16 protein-coding genes are annotated in these 21653 nt (G+C 53.3%); 12 read left to right on the forward strand and 4 right to left on the reverse strand.

Features of this window, described 5'->3' with window-relative positions; translation table 11 throughout:
* The first annotated feature begins 110 nt into the window (after positions 1-110).
* From lolA to ACMYSO_RS22195, 7 genes are all read left to right on the forward strand, one after another.
* Positions 111-722, forward strand: coding sequence for an outer membrane lipoprotein chaperone LolA (gene lolA, locus ACMYSO_RS22165; protein WP_434585734.1), 612 nt, complete (start codon positions 111-113; stop codon positions 720-722).
* Positions 723-730: 8 nt separating this feature from the next.
* A complete protein-coding gene (locus ACMYSO_RS22170) occupies positions 731-2074 on the forward strand; it encodes a replication-associated recombination protein A (protein ID WP_434667911.1) in 1344 nt (447 codons plus the stop codon).
* Between the two features lie 92 nt (positions 2075-2166).
* Positions 2167-3459 (forward strand): serine--tRNA ligase, encoded by a 1293-nt coding sequence (gene serS / locus ACMYSO_RS22175; RefSeq protein WP_434667914.1) that lies wholly within the window; start codon positions 2167-2169, stop codon positions 3457-3459.
* A 198-nt stretch (positions 3460-3657) separates the two neighbouring features.
* Complete coding sequence (dmsA, locus tag ACMYSO_RS22180; RefSeq protein ID WP_434667917.1) at positions 3658-6096, forward strand: dimethylsulfoxide reductase subunit A; 2439 nt, start codon at positions 3658-3660, stop codon at positions 6094-6096.
* 10 nt (positions 6097-6106) lie between these two features.
* Complete coding sequence (locus tag ACMYSO_RS22185; RefSeq protein ID WP_123756161.1) at positions 6107-6724, forward strand: DMSO/selenate family reductase complex B subunit; 618 nt, start codon at positions 6107-6109, stop codon at positions 6722-6724.
* Between the two features lies 1 nt (position 6725).
* On the forward strand, positions 6726-7589 hold the full coding sequence (locus ACMYSO_RS22190) for a dimethyl sulfoxide reductase anchor subunit family protein (RefSeq protein ID WP_434667920.1): 864 nt from the start codon (positions 6726-6728) through the stop codon (positions 7587-7589).
* A 272-nt stretch (positions 7590-7861) separates the two neighbouring features.
* Complete coding sequence (locus tag ACMYSO_RS22195) at positions 7862-9010, forward strand: MFS transporter (RefSeq protein WP_434667923.1); 1149 nt, start codon at positions 7862-7864, stop codon at positions 9008-9010.
* 126 nt (positions 9011-9136) lie between these two features.
* Here ACMYSO_RS22195 and pflA read toward each other — a convergent pair whose 3' ends face one another.
* The 4 genes from pflA to ycaO form a co-directional block, all read right to left on the reverse strand.
* Positions 9137-9877 (reverse strand): pyruvate formate lyase 1-activating protein, encoded by a 741-nt coding sequence (pflA, locus tag ACMYSO_RS22200; RefSeq protein WP_434585728.1) that lies wholly within the window; start codon positions 9875-9877, stop codon positions 9137-9139.
* Positions 9878-10197: 320 nt separating this feature from the next.
* Entirely contained in the window at positions 10198-12480 is a 2283-nt protein-coding gene (gene pflB, locus ACMYSO_RS22205; RefSeq protein WP_434667926.1) for a formate C-acetyltransferase, read from the reverse strand.
* 51 nt (positions 12481-12531) lie between these two features.
* The gene (gene focA, locus ACMYSO_RS22210) at positions 12532-13389 is read right to left on the reverse strand and encodes a formate transporter FocA (RefSeq protein ID WP_434585726.1); all 858 of its coding nucleotides are present in this window, start codon (positions 13387-13389) and stop codon (positions 12532-12534) included.
* 383 nt (positions 13390-13772) lie between these two features.
* Entirely contained in the window at positions 13773-15533 is a 1761-nt protein-coding gene (gene ycaO / locus ACMYSO_RS22215; RefSeq protein ID WP_434585725.1) for a 30S ribosomal protein S12 methylthiotransferase accessory factor YcaO, read from the reverse strand.
* Positions 15534-16018: 485 nt separating this feature from the next.
* On the opposite strand from ycaO, the gene serC reads away from it, so the two are divergent.
* From serC to ihfB, 5 genes are all read left to right on the forward strand, one after another.
* A complete protein-coding gene (gene serC / locus ACMYSO_RS22220) occupies positions 16019-17107 on the forward strand; it encodes a 3-phosphoserine/phosphohydroxythreonine transaminase (protein WP_434667929.1) in 1089 nt (362 codons plus the stop codon).
* Between the two features lie 72 nt (positions 17108-17179).
* A complete protein-coding gene (aroA, locus tag ACMYSO_RS22225; protein ID WP_434667932.1) occupies positions 17180-18463 on the forward strand; it encodes a 3-phosphoshikimate 1-carboxyvinyltransferase in 1284 nt (427 codons plus the stop codon).
* Positions 18464-18665: 202 nt separating this feature from the next.
* Positions 18666-19349 (forward strand): (d)CMP kinase, encoded by a 684-nt coding sequence (cmk, locus tag ACMYSO_RS22230; RefSeq protein ID WP_154143396.1) that lies wholly within the window; start codon positions 18666-18668, stop codon positions 19347-19349.
* A 128-nt stretch (positions 19350-19477) separates the two neighbouring features.
* Entirely contained in the window at positions 19478-21151 is a 1674-nt protein-coding gene (rpsA, locus tag ACMYSO_RS22235) for a 30S ribosomal protein S1 (RefSeq protein ID WP_004860074.1), read from the forward strand.
* A gap of 150 nt (positions 21152-21301) precedes the next feature.
* Entirely contained in the window at positions 21302-21589 is a 288-nt protein-coding gene (gene ihfB / locus ACMYSO_RS22240) for an integration host factor subunit beta (protein WP_004100704.1), read from the forward strand.
* Positions 21590-21653: the final 64 nt, after the last annotated feature.

The following is a 21653-nucleotide window of genomic DNA, read 5'->3' on the forward strand; positions in this document are numbered from 1 at the left end:
GTAAATAAGCGCAAAATCAGCATTGTCTTCTGTCCCGCCGTCTCTGGCGGTTCTAAATTAGGGACAGAAGAGGCTCCCGCGTCGGGAGTGACGCACATTAAGGAATAACAATGAAAAAACTCGCAATCACCTGTGCATTACTGTCTGGCTTTGTTGTCAGTCAGGTTTGGGCGGATGCCGCCAGCGATTTGAAAGGCCGCCTCGATAAGGTGAGCAGTTTCCACGCCAGCTTCACGCAAAAAGTGACGGATGGTAGCGGTAATGCGGTTCAGGACGGGCAGGGCGACCTGTGGGTGAAACGCCCTAATCTCTTTAACTGGCATATGACCCAGCCAGATGAAAGCATCCTGGTATCCGACGGCAAAACACTGTGGTTCTATAATCCGTTCGTTGAGCAGGCGACGGTGACCTGGCTGAAAGATGCCACCAGCAACACGCCGTTTATGCTGATTGCCCGTAACCAGGCGAACGACTGGCAGCAGTACAATATCAAGCAAAATGGCGACGATTTTGTTCTAACGCCGAAAACCGGTAGCGGTAACCTGAAGCAGTTCACCATCAATGTGGGCCGTGACGGTACCATTCACCAGTTCAGTGCGGTAGAGCAGGATGACCAGCGCAGTAGCTACCAGCTGAAAGCACAGCAAAATGGTGCGATCGATGCATCTAAGTTCACTTTTACACCGCCGAAAGGGGTGACAGTGGACGATCAACGTAAATAGAGGCGAATGTGAGCAATCTGTCGCTCGATTTTTCCGACAATGCGTTTCAACCTCTGGCCGCCCGTATGCGGCCAGAAAATTTAGCGCAGTACATCGGCCAGCAACATCTGCTGGCACCGGGGAAACCCTTGCCGCGAGCGATTGAAGCCGGGCATCTGCATTCGATGATTCTGTGGGGGCCGCCAGGCACCGGGAAAACCACCCTGGCGGAAGTGATTGCCCGCTATGCCAGTGCTGATGTCGAACGCCTGTCGGCGGTGACCTCTGGCGTGAAAGAGATCCGCGAAGCGATCGAACGAGCCAGGCAAAACCGCAATGCCGGGCGCCGCACCATTCTGTTTGTCGATGAAGTCCATCGTTTCAATAAAAGCCAGCAGGATGCGTTCTTGCCACATATTGAAGACGGCACCATTACCTTTATCGGTGCGACAACAGAAAACCCCTCTTTTGAACTCAATTCCGCACTGTTATCCCGGGCACGAGTCTATCTGCTGAAATCGTTAACCAGCGATGATATTGAGCAGGTATTAACCCAGGCGATGAACGATAAAGAGCGCGGTTACGGTGGGCAAAACATTGTTCTGCCGGACGAGACTCGCCAGGCGATTGCCGGGCTGGTGAACGGCGATGCGCGCCGGGCGCTCAACACGCTTGAGATGATGGCCGATATGGCCGAGACCGACGCCTCTGGTAACCGGGTGCTGCAAGCGGCGCTTCTGACCGAGATTGCCGGTGAGCGCAGCGCGCGTTTTGATAATAAAGGCGATCGTTTCTACGATTTGATCTCCGCGCTGCATAAGTCTGTACGCGGCAGTTCACCGGATGCCGCGCTGTACTGGTACGCGCGAATTATTACCGCCGGTGGCGATCCGCTGTACGTTGCTCGTCGTTTATTAGCAATTGCATCGGAAGATGTAGGTAATGCCGACCCGCGCGGCATGCAGGTGGCGATTGCTGCCTGGGACTGCTTTACTCGCGTGGGGCCGGCAGAGGGTGAGCGTGCCATTGCCCAGGCGATTGTTTACCTGGCCTGCGCCCCGAAAAGCAACGCGGTTTATACCGCTTTTAAAGCCGCCATGGCCGATGCCCGCGAGCGTCCTGACTACGATGTACCGGTGCATCTGCGCAACGCGCCAACCCGCCTGATGAAGGAGATGGGGTATGGGCAAGAGTATCGTTACGCCCATGATGAGCCGAACGCTTATGCCGCCGGAGAAGCCTATTTCCCGCAGGAAATGGCCCAAACTCGTTATTATCAGCCTACAAATCGGGGGCTGGAGGGTAAAATTGGCGAAAAGCTCGCCTGGCTTACCGAACAGGATCAAAATAGCCCCATAAAACGCTACCGCTAACTGAGACGTTGCGGTAAGGTTATCAAGATATTCCGGTGGTCGTAGTCTGCGGCCACTTTTTCTTTTATTAATTCGATAAGCACAGGATAAGCATGCTCGATCCCAATCTGCTGCGTACCGAGCCAGACGCAGTCGCTGAAAAACTGGCACGCCGGGGCTTTAAGCTGGATGTAGATAAACTGCGCGCTCTGGAAGAGCGTCGTAAAGTTCTGCAGGTTGAAACTGAAAACCTGCAGGCGGAGCGTAACTCCCGATCGAAATCCATTGGCCAGGCGAAAGCGCGCGGGGAAGATATCGAGCCATTACGCCTGGAAGTGAACAAACTTGGCGAACAGCTGGATGCGGCGAAAGCCGAACTGGACGTGTTGCTGGCGGAAATCCGCGACATCGCCTTGACCATTCCGAACGTGCCTCACGACGATGTTCCGCTGGGTAAAAGTGAAGAAGACAACGTTGAAGTCAGCCGCTGGGGTACCCCGCGCGAGTTCGATTTTGACGTCCGCGATCACGTCACCCTGGGTGAAATGCACGGCGGGCTGGACTTTGCCGCAGCCGTTAAGCTGACCGGTTCCCGTTTTGTGGTCATGAAAGGGCAGCTGGCGCGTCTGCACCGTGCACTGGCGCAGTTCATGCTGGATCTGCATACCGAACAGCATGGCTACAGCGAAAACTACGTTCCGTATCTGGTCAACCAGGAAACGCTGTATGGTACCGGTCAGTTGCCGAAGTTCGCCGGCGATCTGTTCCACACGCGTCCGCTGGAAGAAGAAGCTGACAGCAGCAATTACGCGCTGATCCCAACAGCTGAAGTGCCGCTAACCAACCTGGTTCGCGATGCGATCATCGACGAAGACGATCTGCCGATCAAAATGACCGCCCACACGCCGTGCTTCCGCTCTGAAGCGGGATCCTACGGCCGTGATACCCGTGGTCTGATCCGTATGCACCAGTTTGACAAAGTTGAAATGGTGCAGATCGTGCGTCCGGAAGATTCCATGGCAGCGCTCGAAGAGATGACCGGTCATGCGGAGAAAGTTCTGCAACTGCTGGGTCTGCCGTACCGTAAAGTGGCGTTGTGCACCGGTGACATGGGCTTCAGCGCCTGTAAAACCTATGACCTGGAAGTATGGGTGCCGGCACAGAACACCTACCGTGAAATCTCCTCCTGCTCCAACGTCTGGGACTTCCAGGCGCGTCGTATGCAGGCTCGTTGCCGCAGCAAATCAGACAAGAAAACGCGTCTGGTTCACACGCTGAACGGCTCCGGACTGGCGGTAGGTCGTACTCTGGTGGCGGTGATGGAAAACTATCAGCAGCCAGATGGCCGTATTGAAATTCCGGAAGTTCTGCGCCCTTATATGCGCGGCCTTGAATTTATCGGCTAAATTTTACCGCTATCTCAAAAGCGCCTTCGGGCGCTTTTTTTTTACCCCCTTCTTGATGCCGGGCAATAATCCACCCGGTGAATACCCGCATACTCCTTCAGTGTTAAATCAGCATAAAAACTAAAATAAACTTATTTCGTTATATAATTAACTATATAACGATTGTCAGTGAACTGTGAGCAATCAAAGCGAGTATCCATGAAAATTAAAGCCCCCGATGCTTTACTGGCTGCCGAAGTAAGCCGGCGTGGTTTAATGAAAACCACGGCCATTGGCGGTCTGGCAATGGCCAGCAGTGCATTTACCTTACCCTTTACACGTATTGCCCACGCCGCCAACGCGCTGGCTCCGGTCAATGAAACGGTAACCTGGAGCGCGTGTACCGTGAACTGTGGCAGTCGCTGCCCGCTGCGGATGCATGTGGTTGATGGTGAAATCAAATACGTTGAAACTGACAATACCGGTGACGATAACTATGACGGCCTGCATCAGGTGCGCGCCTGCCTGCGCGGACGTTCAATGCGTCGCCGGGTCTACAATCCCGATCGTCTGAAATACCCGATGAAGCGCGTCGGTAAACGTGGTGAGGGTAAATTCGAGCGCATTAGCTGGGAAGAAGCCTTTGATACGATTGCCGGCAATATGCAGCGCCTGATTAAAGACTACGGAAACGAGTCTATCTATCTGAACTACGGCACCGGCACCCTCGGCGGCACCATGACCCGCTCCTGGCCACCGGGAAAAACGCTCATTGCACGTCTGATGAACTGCTGCGGTGGGTATCTCAACCACTACGGTGATTACTCTTCGGCGCAAATTGCCGCGGGACTGAATTACACCTACGGTGGCTGGGCCGACGGCAACAGTCCATCAGATATTGAAAACAGCCAGCTGGTGGTGCTGTTTGGTAATAACCCTGGCGAAACGCGCATGAGCGGTGGCGGGGTGACCTATTACCTGGAACAGGCGCGACAGAAATCTAATGCCCGGATGATCATCGTCGATCCGCGTTATACCGATACCGGTGCCGGCCGTGAAGATGAGTGGATCCCGATTCGTCCCGGTACCGATGCCGCGCTGATTTCGGCACTGGCCTGGGTCATGATTACCGAAAACCGCGTCGATCAGCCATTCCTCGATAAATACTGCGTCGGCTACGACGAAAAAACGTTGCCTGCCGATGCGCCGGCCAACGGCCATTACAAGGCCTATATTCTTGGCCAGGGTAGCGACGGCATTGCCAAAACTCCGCAGTGGGCTTCGACGATTACCGGTATTCCGGTCGATCGTATTGTGAAGCTGGCTCGCGAAATTGCGACCGCCAAACCGGCGTATATCAGCCAGGGATGGGGGCCGCAGCGTCATGCCAATGGTGAAATTGCCACCCGCGCGATTTCAATGCTGGCAATTCTGACCGGTAACGTCGGGATTAATGGTGGCAACAGCGGCGCGCGTGAAGGCTCCTACGACCTGCCGTTTGAGCGTATGCCGACGTTTGAAAACCCGGTAGAAACCAGCATTTCAATGTTTATGTGGACCGATGCGATTGAGCGGGGTCCGGAAATGACCGCGCTGCGCGACGGCGTACGCGGCAAAGATAAGCTGGATGTGCCGATCAAAATGATCTGGAACTATGCCGGTAACTGCCTGATTAACCAGCACTCTGATATCAACCGCACGCATGAAATCCTGCAGGATGACAAGAAGTGTGAAATGATCGTGGTGATCGACTGCCACATGACCTCATCGGCAAAATATGCCGATATTCTACTGCCCGACTGTACCGCTTCTGAGCAGATGGACTTCGCACTGGATGCCTCCTGCGGCAATATGTCGTACGTGATCTTCACCGACCAGGTGATTAAACCGCGGTTTGAATGCAAGACCATCTATGACATGACCACCGAGCTGGCAAAACGCATGGGCGTGGAGCAGAAGTTTACGGAAGGCCGCACCCAGGAAGGGTGGATGCGTTATCTGCATGAGCTGTCCCGCAAGGCGATCCCGGATTTGCCGGACTTCGACACTTTCCGCAAGCAGGGGATTTACAAACAGCGCGACCCGGAAGGGCATCACGTTGCCTATAAAGCCTTCCGTGACGATCCGCAGGCCAACCCGCTGACCACACCATCGGGCAAAATTGAGATCTACTCGCAGGAACTGGCCAACATTGCCGCGACCTGGGAGCTGCCAGAGGGCGATGTGATCGACCCGCTACCGATTTATACCCCAGGTTTTGAAAACTATAACGATCCGCTGATCGCGAAATTCCCGCTGCAGTTAACCGGTTTTCACTATAAATCACGCGTGCACTCGACCTATGGCAACGTTGATGTGCTGAAGGCGGCCTGCCGGCAGGAGATGTGGATCAACCCGCTCGATGCGAAGAAACGTGGCATTACCAACGGCGATCGTATTCGTATTTTCAACGATCGTGGTGAAGTGCATATCGAAGCCAAAGTGACGCCGCGCATGATGCCTGGCGTGGTCGCATTGGGCGAGGGCGCCTGGTATAACCCGGACGCAGGACGTGTGGATCAGGCGGGGAGCATCAACGTGCTCACCACCCAACGGCCTTCGCCTTTGGCGAAAGGCAATCCATCGCACACTAACCTGGTCCAGGTCGAAAAGCTGTAAGGAATAACCGATGACAACTCAATACGGATTTTTTATCGATTCTGCTCGTTGTACCGGTTGTAAAACCTGCGAGCTGGCTTGTAAAGACTTCAAAAACCTAACGCCCGACGTCAGCTTCCGCCGTATTTATGAGTACGCGGGCGGCGACTGGCAGGAGGACAATGGCGTTTGGCATCAGGACGTCTTTGCCTATTACTTATCCATTGCCTGTAACCATTGTGAAGACCCGGCCTGTACCAAGGTTTGTCCGAGTGGCGCCATGCACAAGCGCGATGACGGGTTTGTCGTCGTCGACGAAGATGTGTGTATTGGCTGCCGCTACTGCCATATGGCCTGCCCGTACGGTGCGCCACAGTACAATGCGGCGAAAGGGCACATGACCAAGTGCGATGGCTGCTATGAGCGTGTCGCTGACGGCAAAAAGCCGATTTGCGTCGAATCTTGTCCGCTGCGTGCGCTGGACTTTGGCCCGATCGAAGAGCTGCGTAAAAAACACGGCGAGCTGGCTGCGGTGGCCCCGTTGCCATCAGCACATTTTACGAAACCCAGTATTGTCATCAAACCGAACGCTAACAGTCGTCCGTGTGGTGATACAACCGGCTATTTGGCCAACCCGAAGGAGGTGTGAGATGGGAAGTGGATGGCATGAATGGCCGCTGATGATCTTCACGGTCTTTGGACAATGCGTCGCTGGTGGCTTTATCGTCCTGGCACTGGCGTTGATGAAAGGTGATTTATCGCGCGAACAGCAACAGCGTGTGGTGCTGAGCATGTTCGGTTTATGGGTGCTGATGGGCATTGGTTTTATCGCCTCCACGATGCACCTGGGATCGCCCATGCGGGCCTTTAACTCGCTTAATCGCATCGGCGCCTCGTCATTGAGTAACGAAATTGCGAGCGGCGCGCTCTTTTTCGCCGTAGGTGGCATCGGCTGGCTGCTGGCTGTGATGAAAAAGCTGCCGGTCGGCTTGCGTAACCTCTGGCTGGTGGCGACGATGGTGCTTGGCGTTATCTTCGTCTGGATGATGGTGCGCGTGTATAACACCATTGATACTGTCCCGACCTGGTATAGCGTCTGGACGCCGCTGAGTTTCTTCCTGACGCTGTTAATCGGCGGGCCGCTGCTTGGGTATCTGCTGCTGCGGGTCGCCGGTGTGGACGGCTGGGCAATGCGTCTGCTGCCGGTGATCACCTTGCTGGCGCTGGTAGCAAGCGTCATCGTTGCCCTGATGCAAGGCAGCGAACTGCCGACGATCCACAGCTCCATTCAGCAGGCTTCGGCGCTGGTACCGGATTACGGTTCACTGATGGCATGGCGTGTGGTGGTGTTAGTCCTGGCGCTGGCATGCTGGGTGATCCCGCTGCTTAAAGGCTATCAACCGGCGGTGCCGTTGTTAAGTCTGGCATTCGTGCTGGTGCTGGTCGGTGAGATGCTCGGGCGTGGTGTGTTCTATGGCCTGCATATGACTGTCGGTATGGCGATCGCCAGCTGATAGCGCTATTACGCCAGAGCGTCCTGCTCTGGCGTAATTAAAAAGTGCGATTGATTCATGAAATTTTTCTACTGATATTCCCGCCGTTATTTTCCAATAAATTAATAAAAACAATGGAATAATATAAAGAATAATTCTGTTGCCGTTGCGCTGGATAAAAAACTTCTATCGTTGCTCGTGAAACCGCGTCCCGCCTGATTTCTGGCGGATTGACAATGTTTTTTGCAGTGGCATGATGCGCACGAAATCTAAACTTCCTCACGGTTATACCCATGTCCATCTACACCCGGCCGGTGCAAATGTTGCTCTGCGGCCTGCTTCTTTTGACGCTGGCGATAGCGGTTTTAAACACGCTCGTCCCGCTTTGGCTCGCCCATGAAAATATGCCAACGTGGCAGGTTGGCATGGTCGGTTCATCTTATTTCACCGGTAACCTGGTTGGTACACTGCTGGCTGGATGGGTGATTAAGCGTCTTGGGTTTAACCGGAGCTATTATCTGGCTTCCCTGATTTTTGCCGTGGGTTGCGTGGGCCTGGGGATCACCATCGGCTTCTGGACCTGGCTAAGCTGGCGCTTTATCGCCGGCGTTGGCTGCGCGATGATTTGGGTGGTGGTGGAAAGTGCGCTGGTGTGCAGCGGAACCTCGCGTAGCCGCGGTCGGCTGCTTGCCGCCTATATGATGGTTTACTACGTGGGTACCGTACTGGGCCAACTGATGGTCAGCAAACTGCCGACGGACCTGATGAGCGTGCTGCCGTGGGTGACCGCCATGGCACTGGCGGCGATCCTGCCTCTGCTGTTTACCCGTGTGGTGAATCAAAGTGATGAAGCGCATGAACCTGCGCGTATCTGGCCGATGCTTAAACTGCGTCAGGCGCGCCATGGCGTGAATGGCTGCATTATCTCCGGGATCGTGCTGGGGTCGCTGTATGGCCTGATGCCGTTGTGGCTGAACCATCAGGGCGTGAGTGACGCCGGGATTGGTTTCTGGATGGCGGTGATGGTCAGCGCAGGGATCCTTGGCCAATGGCCAATTGGCCGCATGGCCGACCGCTACGGCCGTCTGCTGGTGCTGAGAGTGCAGGTCTTTATCGTCATTCTGGGCTGCCTGGCAATGCTGAGCGGTGCCGCTATGGCACCGGCGTTATTCATTCTTGGCGCCTCGGGCTTTACGCTCTATCCGGTGGCGATGGCGTGGGCCTGTGAAAAAGTCGAACGCCATCAGCTGGTGGCGATGAACCAGGCTTTACTGATGAGCTATACCATCGGGAGCCTGCTTGGGCCGACCTTTACCGCGATGCTGATGCAGAGCTTCTCTGACAATCTGCTGTTTATTATGATTGCCAGCGTGTCGTTTATTTATCTGCTGACGCTGCTGCGCAAAGCCGGACATCACCCAACGCCGGTGGCTCACGCCTGATTTCACTCAGGTGACAGCTCAAATATTGCTGGTGAGCGTTTTACGTTTGCCGGCAAGAGAAGAAGAGGGTGTGCTTCCGGGGCAATGCGAATGCAGCCCCGGAAAATGGCTAAAAAGGCAGGGGAGTTAGTACATCACCTTGTGGCCATACTGCTCGAGAATACCTTTCACCCGATCCATCGTCTCTTTCTTCGGCGGATGCACGCCATCAAGCTTGTACTCTTCTCCCATCGCGACCCATTTATGTTTACCTAACTCGTGATAGGGCAGCAGCTCGATTTTTTCGACGTTACCCATATCGCGGGTAAACTCACCAAGGCGATGAGCCGAGTCATCATCATCTGACCAGCCTGGAACCACAACGTAGCGGATCCAGACTTTGACATTTTTGTTCGACAGATAGCGGGCAAATTCCAGCGTACGATGGTTCGACACGCCAACCAGATTCTGGTGGATCTCATCGTTCATCTGTTTGAGGTCGAGCATGACAAGATCGGTCACCTCAAGCAGCTCATCAATCACCGGGTCGTAGCGGCGGACGAAACCGTTAGTATCAAGACAGGTATGAATGCCTTCTTTCTGACAAGCGCGGAACCAGTCGCGCACAAACTCGGCCTGAAGAATGGCTTCACCGCCGGACGCGGTGACACCGCCGCCGGAGGCATTCATAAAGTGGCGATAGGTTACGACCTCTTTCATCAGGTTTTCAACGGTGACTTCGGTGCCGCCGTGGGTATCCCAGGTGTCACGGTTATGGCAATACAGGCAGCGCATCAGGCAGCCCTGGAAGAAGGTGATAAAGCGGATCCCTGGGCCATCGACGGTGCCACAGGATTCAAAGGAGTGAATACGGCCAATAGTTGACATTGCGGTGATATCTCCAGATTCGGCCCGTCCGGGGCCTGTGATGCACAGCTCAAACCGGCTGTGTTAAGTCTGTTTTGGCAGTTATCCATTGAGTATAGATAACGGACAAAAGAGACAGGGGGAGGTGCTAAAAAGGCCCCACTAACGTGGAGCCTTTATTATACGCTTTTTACTTCGCGATTTCAGTCAGTACCCATCGTCTTCCAGGCTGTATCTTTGTTGGCTTCGTTCACTCACCCGAATCACTTACTTGAGTAAGCTCATCGGGATTCGTGCACTTACCGCCGCGATGCAACCCGAAATCCATTGGGTAGCACCACTTACATGGTCTGAGTGAAGGTACGGGTAATAACGTCCTGCTGCTGTTCTTTAGTCAGGGAGTTAAAACGTACTGCGTAGCCAGATACACGGATGGTCAGCTGCGGATATTTTTCCGGGTTTTCCATCGCGTCGAGCAGCATTTCGCGGTTCATTACGTTGACGTTCAGGTGCTGACCGCCTTCGATAGACGCTTCGTGGTGGAAGTAACCATCCATCAGACCAGCCAGGTTGGTTTTACGAACTTCGTCGTCTTTACCCAGTGCGTTCGGCACGATAGAGAAGGTATAAGAAATACCATCTTTTGCGTAAGCAAACGGCAGTTTAGCAACGGAGGTCAGAGAGGCAACAGCACCTTTCTGGTCACGGCCGTGCATCGGGTTAGCACCTGGTCCGAACGGTGCGCCAGCGCGACGACCATCTGGGGTGTTACCAGTTTTCTTACCATAAACCACGTTAGAGGTGATGGTCAGAACGGACTGAGTCGGGATAGCGTTGCGATAGGTGGTCAGTTTCTGAATTTTCTTCATGAAACGTTCTACCAGGTCAACCGCCATGTCATCGACGCGAGAGTCGTTGTTACCAAACTGCGGGTATTCGCCTTCGATTTCGAAGTCAACGGCCAGGCCGTCTTCGTCACGAATCGGTTTAACTTTCGCATATTTGATAGCAGACAGGGAGTCAGCCGCAACGGACAGACCTGCGATACCACATGCCATGGTACGAACCACATCACGGTCGTGCAGAGCCATCAGAGAGGCTTCGTAGCTGTATTTGTCGTGCATGTAATGGATAACGTTCAGCGCGGTGACATACTGCTTAGCCAGCCAGTCCATGAAGTGATCCATGCGATCCATAACTTCGTCGAACTTCAGAACGTCGCCTTTGATTGGTTCAGATTTCGGACCAACCTGCATTTTCAGTTTTTCATCAACGCCGCCGTTGATAGCGTACAGCATGGTTTTCGCGAGGTTAGCACGTGCACCGAAGAACTGCATTTGCTTACCAACAACCATCGGGCTTACGCAGCATGCGATAGCGTAGTCGTCGTTGTTGAAGTCCGGACGCATCAGGTCATCGTTCTCATACTGCAGAGAAGAGGTATCGATAGACACTTTAGCAGCGAATTTCTTGAAGTTCAGCGGCAGTTTTTCAGACCACAGAACGGTGATGTTCGGCTCCGGAGAAGGACCCATGGTGTACAGGGTGTTCAGGAAGCGGAAGCTGTTTTTAGTAACCAGAGTACGGCCGTCGACGCCCATACCACCGATAGATTCAGTTGCCCAAATCGGGTCACCGGAGAACAGTTCATCATATTCTGGGGTACGCAGGAAGCGAACCATACGCAGTTTCATGACCAGATGGTCAATCATTTCCTGTGCGTCTTGCTCGGTGATTTTGCCTGCTTTGATATCACGTTCGATGTAAGCATCCAGGAAGGTGGATACGCGACCGAAGGACATTGCTGCACCGTTTTGAGACTTAACTGCGGCCAGGTAGCCGAAGTAGGTCCACTGGATAGCTTCCTGTGCGTTGGTTGCCGGACCAGAGATATCGCAGCCGTATTTCGCTGCCATTTCTTTGATCTGACCCAGTGCGCGGTGCTGTTCAGAGATTTCTTCACGCAGGCGGATAGTCGCTTCCAGGTTTACGCCATTTTCCAGATCGGACTGCAGAGACAGGAACTGAGCGTATTTGTCTTTCATCAGGAAGTCGATACCGTACAGCGCAACGCGACGGTAGTCACCGATGATACGGCCACGACCGTAGGCATCCGGCAGACCAGTCAGAACGCCAGATTTACGGCAGTTCAGAATGTCTTTGGTATAGACATCGAATACACCCTGGTTATGGGTTTTACGGTATTCGGTGAAGATTTTTTTCAGCATCGGGTCCAGTTCGCGATCGTACGCTTTGCAGGAACCTTCAACCATTTTGATGCCGCCGAACGGGATAATTGCACGTTTCAGCGGTTTTTCAGTTTGCAGACCAACGATTTTCTCAAGGGCTTTGTTGATATAGCCTGCGTCATGAGAAGTGATGGTGGATGCAAGGGAAGTGTCGAAATCAACAGGTGCGTGAGTACGGTTTTCCTGTTTAACGCCTTCCATGACGTTGTCCCACAGCTTGGTTGTCGCTTCAGTTGCGCCAGCCAGGAAGGACTCGTCACCTTCATAAGGGGTATAGTTTTTCTGGATAAAGTCACGTACGTTGACTTCTTTCTGCCAGTCACCTTTCGCAAAACCTTCCCAGGCTGTGGCTAACTTTTCATTAAGCTCGGACATGTAACACCTACCTTCTTAAGTGGATTTTTTATTTACTGCCTGAAACGGCCCTTAGTGATGGTCGTCGCCACGCAGGTAAATGACCCAGTATGTCAACCCAACCAGCAGACCACCGCCGATAATGTTCCCGATAGTTACCGGAATCAGGTTATCAGTAATGAAGTTCATGACGGTCAGGTGAGAGAAATTTTCCGGAGCAGAACCGACTGCGGTCCAAAATTCCGGGCTTGCAAAGTCGCGGATTACGATACCCAGCGGGATCATAAACATGTTAGCGATACTGTGCTCAAAGCCGCTGGCAACAAACATAGCTACGGGTAAAACCATAATCATGGCTTTATCCATCAGGCTGCGACCGGAGTAGCTCATCCACACCGCCAGACAGACCATCAGGTTCGCCAGGATACCCAGACACACGGCTTCAATAAAAGTATGGTGCATTTTATGGTCAGCGGTTTGCAGGACGTTAAGACCCCAACCGCCGTTGGCGGCCATATACTCGCCAGACAACCACATCAGCAATACAAACAGCAATGCGCCTATCAGGTTACCAACATAGACGTTGAGCCAGTTTCTTGCCAGTTGACCCCAGGTAATTCGTCCGCTGGCTTTCGCCACGACGATAAGAACGGTGGAGGTAAACAGGTCAGCACCGCAAATGACGCAGAGAATCAGGCCGAGTGAAAAGCAGATCCCTCCGATCAGTTTGGCAATGCCGAAAGGCATCGCGGCAGTACCGGTTGTCGCTGTTATATAGAAGACAAAAGCGATTGAGATGAAAACACCAGCGGTGATCGCCAGATAAAACGTCTTCATCGGGTGCTTTGTCGCTTTGTAGACACCTGCTTCTTCGGCAACTTTCGCCATGGCTGCAGGGAGTAAAAGATCAAAAGGGTTGTCAGCTTTCACACTAACTCTCTCTTTATAAAAGTTGGCGGTGAGATACTAACAAAGCATTATAGAAGGGAAATTGATGTAGATCATATCCCACCGGAACTATAAGCCCTGTATGCGTATGGTTTCTACTAATTATGGAGGTAACTTTTTGTTTTTTAATGGGAAAATAAATTTTAAAATTTACAAAATATGTTGATTTTTTTCAGTTTAGGGCAACGCTGACGGTTAATTAAAATGGAGTATATTTTATTAAAATTAACAACCAAAGCCGCTACGTAAAAAAAATTTACGTTAATTTAACGTGGCAACCACAAATTAGCGGCGGGTTTGCTCAGCGATGAAAAACGGGGTCCCATCGACCCCGTTGAAAATACGCTTACCAGATATTTAAAGCCTTATTTGGACCAGAAGGCCGCTTTTGCGCGCTGCAGCTTTTCGTATGCTTGCAGTAACGACTGATGGGCAGGGAAGGCCTTGAGATCGCTATCGACCGGTTGCAGACCGTAGAACGGCGCTTCACCGCTCAGCGCCGCGCTGGCGGCTTCAACCGCGTCAGCCCCGTACATGCGCACAAAGGCATTCAGGTACTGCAGAGGTTGACGCTCTTCTTCCTGGCTGAGCAGCAGCAGCGTTTGCAGGCAGCGGTAGTAGTTGGCGCGTTCAGCGCTGAAGATGGAAGCATTGAATTCAATGGTCCATTCAGTCCAGATTAGCGCCTGCTCCAGATCGCCGCCGGCCAGTGCCAGCATGGCCTTCAGTTCACCAATACGTAAGGTGTACCAGCCGTTGTCTTTACCCGTTGCCAGGCCCAGCAGCTCGCGTACGCGGGTAAAGTCATCATTCCCCTCGTCGTCCAGTTGCTCGATTAGCGCCAGATAATCTTCTTTCTGCCATTCACTACCCGGCAGAGAAAGGATCGTGTCGCGCAGATGGCTGCCCATGCTGTTATTGGCCAGCCACAGATCTTCTGCCGGATAAATGTCCGACATGCCCGGAACGATGATGCGGCAGGCGTAGACGCTAAGGTGTTCGTAATCGGCGATGTAAACTTCTTTATCTTCTTCTTTAAAGATAGCCATCAGGGTGGCGAACTCTTCTTCCGTCGTACCGGAGAAGCTCCAGTCGACGAACGGATAGTCGGCATCCTGCTTGAACATATCCCAGGAGATCAAACCGCTGGAATCAATAAAGTGGGTTTCTAGGTTGGCATGTTCGGCCACTTCTTCGTCATCGAAGGTTGGCGGTGTGAAGACGTCGAGGTCTTTCAGGCTGCGGCCTTGCAGCAGTTCGGTAACGGTACGCTCCAGCGCGACGCCGAAGTCCGGGTGGGCGCCGAAAGAGGCGAAGCAGGTACCATTCGCCGGGTTAAACAGCACCACGCAGATCACCGGGTATTTGCCGCCCAGCGAGCCATCGTAAGCAAAGATAGGGAAACCTTCGGCTTCGAGTTTGTTGATTGACTCCACCACGCCCGGATAGCGTGCCATCACTTCCGCAGGGATTTCCGGCAGGCTGATGCTCTCAGCGATGATGCGGTTTTTAATGTGACGCTCAAAGACTTCTGACAGTGCCTGCACGCGGGCTTCATTCGCGGTGTTACCCGCGGACATCCCGTTTGAAACATACAGGTTACCGACAATATTCATTGGGATATAGACGGTTTCGCCATCGGACTGGCGGGTGAACGGCAGGCCGCACACGCCGCGATCGTCGTTACCGGACTGCAGATCGACCAGCATGCTGGCAGTCAGTTGATCGTCAGGATCGTAGAAGGCGCGCAGGCGCGGATCCAGCAGGCCTTCCGGCACCTCGTCATCTTCGGTCAGCGGGAACCATTTTTCATTCGGATAGTGAACGAACGGCCCGTTGGCGATGGTTTCGCCTAACCAGAAGTCAGCGAAAAAGTAGTTGGTGGAGAGGCGTTCAAAATATTCACCCAGCGCGGAGGCCAGCGCCGCTTTTTTCGTTGCCCCTTTGCCGTTGGTGAAGCACAGCGAGCAGGCTTTATCGCGGATATGGACGGACCACACGTGCGGTACCGGATTCAGCCATGAGGCCTCTTCAATATCAAATCCGAGGTCGAGCAACTTTTGCTGGAAGCGCGCGATGGAGTCTTCCAGGGCGGCGTCTTTGCCGGGTATAAATGTTTGAGTCATGGCGATCACTTTTATCGTACGTAAAGCGCGCAATGATACGGCTTTTAGATGGCAGGCGCTATCTCGTTGCGCAGGGGAATTCATCACTGCTCTCTTATCGTTCGATCGGCTCAATTTCCAGGGGAAGGATAAATGCAGCAGGGTTGAAGGCAGAGACGGTAATTCCAGCGTAATAGTAGCAATTATGTCGGTTTTATGACGTCAAGATGGCAGATTCTTTTGTGTGACGGAGCGCGCATTTCACCCTCGGCCGGTTTTACCCATTGCGGTGCGTGTCACTGAATGATAAAACCGATATATACATCCTCTTTCCAACCGCCTCTTTGCTGGCTCAGTCTGCTTACCCTGGTTGCTAATCTCAGCACCTGGTCACGCCCGGACCTGTCATCTTGACGCGTGTGGAATGATGTGGTGCACCGATACAGGGATTACTGATAGCCCGCGGCGGTTCGCGAGCAAATAACATAGCAACGTGGTGAGGGGAAATGGCTCAGGTCTATAACTTTAGTTCGGGCCCGGCAATGCTGCCGGCGGAAGTTCTCAAACTGGCGCAGCAAGAACTGTGCAACTGGCAGGGGCTGGGTACGTCGGTGATGGAGATCAGCCACCGTGGTAAAGAGTTTATCCAGGTGGCCGAGACGGCGGAACAGGATTTTCGCGATCTGCTCAATATCCCTTCCAACTATAAAGTTTTATTCTGCCACGGCGGTGGCCGCGGGCAGTTTGCCGGTGTTCCGCTGAACCTGCTCGGCGATAAAACCACCGCTGACTATGTTGATGCCGGCTACTGGGCAGCCAGCGCGATCAAAGAAGCGAAAAAATATTGTTCACCGAACAGCATTGACGCCAAAGTGACGGTTGATGGCCTGCGTGCGGTGAAACCGATGAGCGAATGGCAACTGACGCCGGGTGCAGCTTATCTGCACTATTGCCCGAATGAAACCATCGACGGCATCGCGATTAATGAAACGCCGAATTTTGCCGACGACGTGGTTGTTGCGGCGGACTTCTCCTCCACCATTCTGTCTTCCCCTATCGATGTCAGCCGCTACGGCGTGATCTACGCGGGCGCGCAGAAAAACATCGGTCCGGCCGGCCTGACGCTGGTGATTGTGCGTGAAGATCTGCTGGGTAAAGCCAGCATTGCTTGTCCTTCCATCCTTGACTACTCCGTACTGGATGCCAACGACTCAATGTTCAACACCCCGCCTACCTTTGCCTGGTACCTGGCTGGCCTGGTGTTCAAATGGCTGAAAGAGCAGGGCGGTGTTGCCGTTATGGACAACATCAACCAGCAAAAAGCCGATTTACTCTACGGCATCATCGATAACAGCGGCTTCTATCGCAACGACGTTGCCGCAGCTAATCGCTCGCGTATGAACGTGCCGTTCCAGCTGGCTGACAGCGCGCTGGATAAGCTGTTCCTTGAAGAGTCCTTCGCTGCGGGTCTGCATGCCCTGAAAGGCCACCGCGTGGTTGGTGGGATGCGTGCCTCTATCTATAACGCGATGCCGCTGGCGGGCGTGAAGGCACTGACCGACTTTATGCAGGACTTTGAACGCCGCCACGGTTGATCGCTGTTCTGTTTTTCATCCCCGCAGCCGGTCTGCGGGGTTTTTATTCTGTTTGTTTGAGAGTTAAGTCTGATGGAATCCCTGACGTTACAACCCATTGCGCGAGTAGATGGCACCGTGAACCTGCCTGGGTCAAAAAGTGTCTCTAACCGCGCTTTGCTGCTGGCGGCATTAGCCCGTGGCACCACGGTGCTGACCAACCTGCTGGACAGCGACGATGTTCGCCACATGCTGAATGCCCTGAGCGCCCTGGGAGTTCATTACACCCTGTCTTCTGACCGTACCCGTTGTGAAGTTGTCGGTAACGCGGGTCCGCTGCAGGCCGGTAATGCCCTCGAGCTGTTCCTCGGTAACGCCGGAACCGCCATGCGTCCGCTGGCGGCGGCATTGTGCCTGGGTAGCAACGATATCGTGCTGACCGGCGAACCGCGCATGAAAGAGCGCCCGATTGGTCATCTGGTGGATGCCCTTCGCCAGGGTGGCGCGCAGATTGATTATCTGGAGCAGGAAAACTATCCGCCTCTGCGCCTGCGTGGTGGTTTTGCCGGTGGCCAGGTAGAAGTAGACGGCAGCGTCTCCAGCCAGTTCCTGACCGCGCTGCTGATGACAGCCCCGTTGGCGCCGCAGGATACCGTTATCACCATTAAAGGCGATCTGGTTTCCAAACCCTATATTGATATTACGCTGCACCTGATGAAGACCTTCGGCGTTAACGTTGAAAACCAGTCCTATCAGCGTTTTGTCGTCCGCGGCAACCAGCAGTATCTCTCCCCGGGTGACTACCTGGTTGAGGGCGATGCCTCTTCCGCGTCCTACTTCCTCGCGGCGGGCGCCATTAAGGGCGGTACGGTAAAAGTGACCGGCATCGGCCGTAACAGCGTTCAGGGCGATATTCGTTTTGCTGACGTGCTGGAAAAAATGGGCGCAACCGTTACCTGGGGCGACGATTTTATTGCCTGTACCCACGGCGAACTCAACGCCATCGATATGGATATGAATCATATTCCGGATGCGGCAATGACCATTGCCACCGCGGCGCTGTTTGCAAAAGGGACCACCACGCTGCGTAACATCTATAACTGGCGCGTCAAAGAGACCGATCGCCTGTTTGCGATGGCGACAGAGTTGCGTAAAGTGGGCGCTGAAGTGGAAGAGGGCGAGGATTACATCCGCATTACGCCTCCGCTGACGCTGCAGTTTGCTGAGATTGGCACCTATAACGATCACCGTATGGCAATGTGCTTCTCGCTGGTAGCGCTTTCCGATACGCCGGTGACGATTCTCGACCCGAAGTGTACGGCGAAAACCTTCCCGGATTACTTCGAGCAGCTGGCGCGTATCAGCACCCTGGCGTAATGTGTCTCGGTAAAACGTAAAACAAAAAGTAAAACATTGTCATCTCACGGGCTGGTATTCCATCAGCCCGCTATAATTGCGCAATTCTTCTGCGATCCTTTTCTGGTAGTCCGTAATTTGCAAGCAATGCTCACTTTCCCGCGTATAGATGCGTATAATGCACGGCGTTTACATTCTATGCGCCTTGCTGAAGGAGAAAAAGATGACGGCAACGATTCCGGTAATCACCATTGATGGGCCTGGCGGTGCGGGTAAGGGCACATTGTGCAAGGCAATGGCAGAAGCGCTGGGCTGGCATCTGCTGGATTCCGGTGCCATCTATCGCGTGCTGGCACTCGCTGCGCTGCATCACCATGTCGATGTTGAATCCGAAGAGGCGCTAGTGCCGCTGGCCGCGCATCTGGACGTGCGTTTTATCTCTACTGACGGCAGTCTTGAAGTGGTGCTTGAAGGTGAGGACGTCAGCGCCGAGATCCGTACTCAGGAAGTCGCCAATACCGCCTCGAAAGTGGCGGCGTTTCCACGTGTGCGCGAAGCCTTATTGCGTCGCCAGCGTGCGTTCCGCGAATTGCCGGGCCTGATTGCCGACGGACGCGACATGGGAACCGTGGTATTTCCCGATGCGCCAGTGAAAATTTTCCTCGATGCATCCGCTGAAGAGCGCGCCCATCGGCGTATGCTGCAGTTGCAGGATAAGGGCTTTAGTGTTAACTTTGAACGTCTTTTGTCCGAGATAAAAGAGCGTGACGATCGCGACCGCAATCGCAGCGTGGCGCCGCTTGTCCCGGCTGCTGATGCGTTAGTTCTCGATTCTACTGAACTAAACATTGAGCAAGTAATTGAAAAAGCGCTACACTATGCGCGCGAAAAACTGGCTGTCGCCTGATCGTTAAGCGACACGGCCTCCGAATTATAGCAGTACCCCCGCAGCAATGGAGTGTTAGCGGGTATGTTAAACAACCCCATCCGGCACGGAGCCAGGTGGACGTTAAATATGAAACCTGAAGATTAAACATGACTGAATCTTTTGCTCAACTATTTGAAGAATCCTTAAAAACAATCGAAACCCGTCCGGGTTCCATCGTTCGTGGTGTTGTTGTTGCTATCGACAAAGATATCGTACTGGTTGACGCCGGTCTGAAATCTGAGTCTGCCATTCCGGCAGAGCAGTTCAAAAACGCCCAGGGCGAGCTGGAAATCCAGGTTGGTGACGAAGTTGACGTTGCTCTGGATGCAGTAGAAGACGGCTTCGGTGAAACCCTGCTGTCCCGTGAGAAAGCTAAACGTCACGAAGCTTGGATCACGCTGGAAAAAGCTTACGAAGAAGCTGAAACTGTAGTCGGTGTTATCAACGGCAAAGTTAAAGGTGGCTTCACTGTTGAGCTGAATGGTATTCGCGCGTTCCTGCCAGGTTCCCTGGTTGACGTTCGTCCAGTTCGCGACACTCTGCACCTGGAAGGCAAAGAGCTTGAGTTCAAAGTAATCAAGCTGGACCAGAAGCGTAACAACGTTGTTGTTTCCCGTCGTGCTGTTATCGAATCCGAAAACAGTGCAGAACGCGATCAGCTGCTGGAAAACCTGCAGGAAGGCATGGAAGTCAAAGGTATCGTTAAGAACCTCACTGACTACGGCGCATTCGTTGATCTGGGCGGCGTTGACGGCCTGCTGCACATCACCGACATGGCGTGGAAACGCGTTAAGCACCCGAGCGAAATCGTAAACGTTGGCGACGAAATCACTGTTAAAGTGCTGAAGTTCGACCGCGAGCGTACTCGTGTATCTCTGGGCCTGAAACAGCTGGGCGAAGATCCGTGGGTAGCTATCGCTAAGCGTTATCCGGAAGGTACCAAACTGACCGGTCGCGTGACCAACCTGACCGACTACGGCTGCTTCGTTGAAATCGAAGAAGGCGTTGAAGGCCTGGTTCACGTTTCCGAAATGGATTGGACCAACAAAAACATCCACCCGTCCAAAGTTGTTAACGTTGGCGACGTAGTGGAAGTTATGGTTCTGGATATCGACGAAGAACGTCGTCGTATCTCCCTGGGTCTGAAGCAGTGCAAAAACAACCCGTGGCAGCAGTTTGCGGAAACCCACAACAAGGGCGACCGTGTTGAAGGTAAAATCAAGTCTATCACTGACTTCGGTATCTTCATCGGCCTGGACGGCGGCATCGACGGCCTGGTTCACCTGTCTGACATCTCCTGGAACGTTGCAGGCGAAGAAGCAGTACGTGAATACAAAAAAGGCGACGAAATCGCAGCAGTTGTTCTGCAGGTTGACGCAGAGCGTGAGCGTATCTCTCTGGGCGTTAAACAGCTCGCAGAAGATCCGTTCAACAACTGGGTTGCACTGAACAAGAAAGGCGCAATCGTAAACGGTAAAGTCACTGCAGTTGACGCTAAAGGCGCAACCGTAGAACTGGCTGACGGCGTTGAAGGTTACCTGCGCGCTTCTGAAGCTTCCCGCGACCGCGTTGAAGATGCAACTCTGGTTCTGAGCGTTGGCGACGACGTTGAAGCTAAATTCACCGGCGTTGATCGTAAAAACCGCGCAATCAGCCTGTCTGTTCGTGCTAAAGACGAAGCTGATGAGAAAGATGCAATCGCAACTGTTAACAAACAGGAAGATGCAAACTTCTCTAACAACGCAATGGCTGAAGCTTTCAAAGCAGCTAAAGGCGAGTAATCTTAGTCATTCAGGTTATAACAACCTGAATTATGACGAGTTTACTTGACAGATTGCAGGATTCGTCCTGTAATCATGCACAAAGGGCGGCTACGGCCGCCCTTGTTTAAAGCAGTTAGCTAATTTGCCTTGAAGGAAACCGGAGGAATAATGACCAAGTCCGAATTGATAGAAAGACTTGCCAGCCAGCAATCTCACATTCCTGCGAAAGCGGTTGAAGATGCTGTTAAAGAGATGCTGGAGCATATGGCCTCAACGCTTGCTCAAGGTGAGCGCATTGAAATCCGCGGTTTCGGCAGCTTCTCTTTGCATTATCGAGCACCTCGCACCGGGCGTAACCCGAAAACTGGCGATAAAGTCGAACTGGAAGGTAAGTACGTTCCTCACTTTAAGCCTGGGAAAGAACTACGCGACCGCGCCAATATTTACGAAGAGTAAGTCTCGCCAGACGGCGACTACGTACTCCGAAGATAAAAAAAGCACCTGACCGGTGCTTTTTTTA

Origin of the sequence: Klebsiella sp. B345, from assembly GCF_051131735.1 — a bacterium.
In the GTDB taxonomy this organism is placed as follows: domain Bacteria; phylum Pseudomonadota; class Gammaproteobacteria; order Enterobacterales; family Enterobacteriaceae; genus Klebsiella.

Coding starts and splice junctions, on each gene's coding strand:
- lolA (WP_434585734.1), top strand. CDS start 111: ATGAAAAAACTCGCAATCACCTGTGCATTACTGTCTGGCTTTGTTGTC.
- serS (WP_434667914.1), top strand. CDS start 2,167: ATGCTCGATCCCAATCTGCTGCGTACCGAGCCAGACGCAGTCGCTGAA.
- dmsA (WP_434667917.1), top strand. CDS start 3,658: ATGAAAATTAAAGCCCCCGATGCTTTACTGGCTGCCGAAGTAAGCCGG.
- ACMYSO_RS22185 (WP_123756161.1), top strand. CDS start 6,107: ATGACAACTCAATACGGATTTTTTATCGATTCTGCTCGTTGTACCGGT.
- ACMYSO_RS22190 (WP_434667920.1), top strand. CDS start 6,726: ATGGGAAGTGGATGGCATGAATGGCCGCTGATGATCTTCACGGTCTTT.
- ACMYSO_RS22195 (WP_434667923.1), top strand. CDS start 7,862: ATGTCCATCTACACCCGGCCGGTGCAAATGTTGCTCTGCGGCCTGCTT.
- pflA (WP_434585728.1), bottom strand. CDS start 9,877: ATGTCAACTATTGGCCGTATTCACTCCTTTGAATCCTGTGGCACCGTC.
- pflB (WP_434667926.1), bottom strand. CDS start 12,480: ATGTCCGAGCTTAATGAAAAGTTAGCCACAGCCTGGGAAGGTTTTGCG.
- ycaO (WP_434585725.1), bottom strand. CDS start 15,533: ATGACTCAAACATTTATACCCGGCAAAGACGCCGCCCTGGAAGACTCC.
- serC (WP_434667929.1), top strand. CDS start 16,019: ATGGCTCAGGTCTATAACTTTAGTTCGGGCCCGGCAATGCTGCCGGCG.
- aroA (WP_434667932.1), top strand. CDS start 17,180: ATGGAATCCCTGACGTTACAACCCATTGCGCGAGTAGATGGCACCGTG.
- cmk (WP_154143396.1), top strand. CDS start 18,666: ATGACGGCAACGATTCCGGTAATCACCATTGATGGGCCTGGCGGTGCG.
- rpsA (WP_004860074.1), top strand. CDS start 19,478: ATGACTGAATCTTTTGCTCAACTATTTGAAGAATCCTTAAAAACAATC.
- ihfB (WP_004100704.1), top strand. CDS start 21,302: ATGACCAAGTCCGAATTGATAGAAAGACTTGCCAGCCAGCAATCTCAC.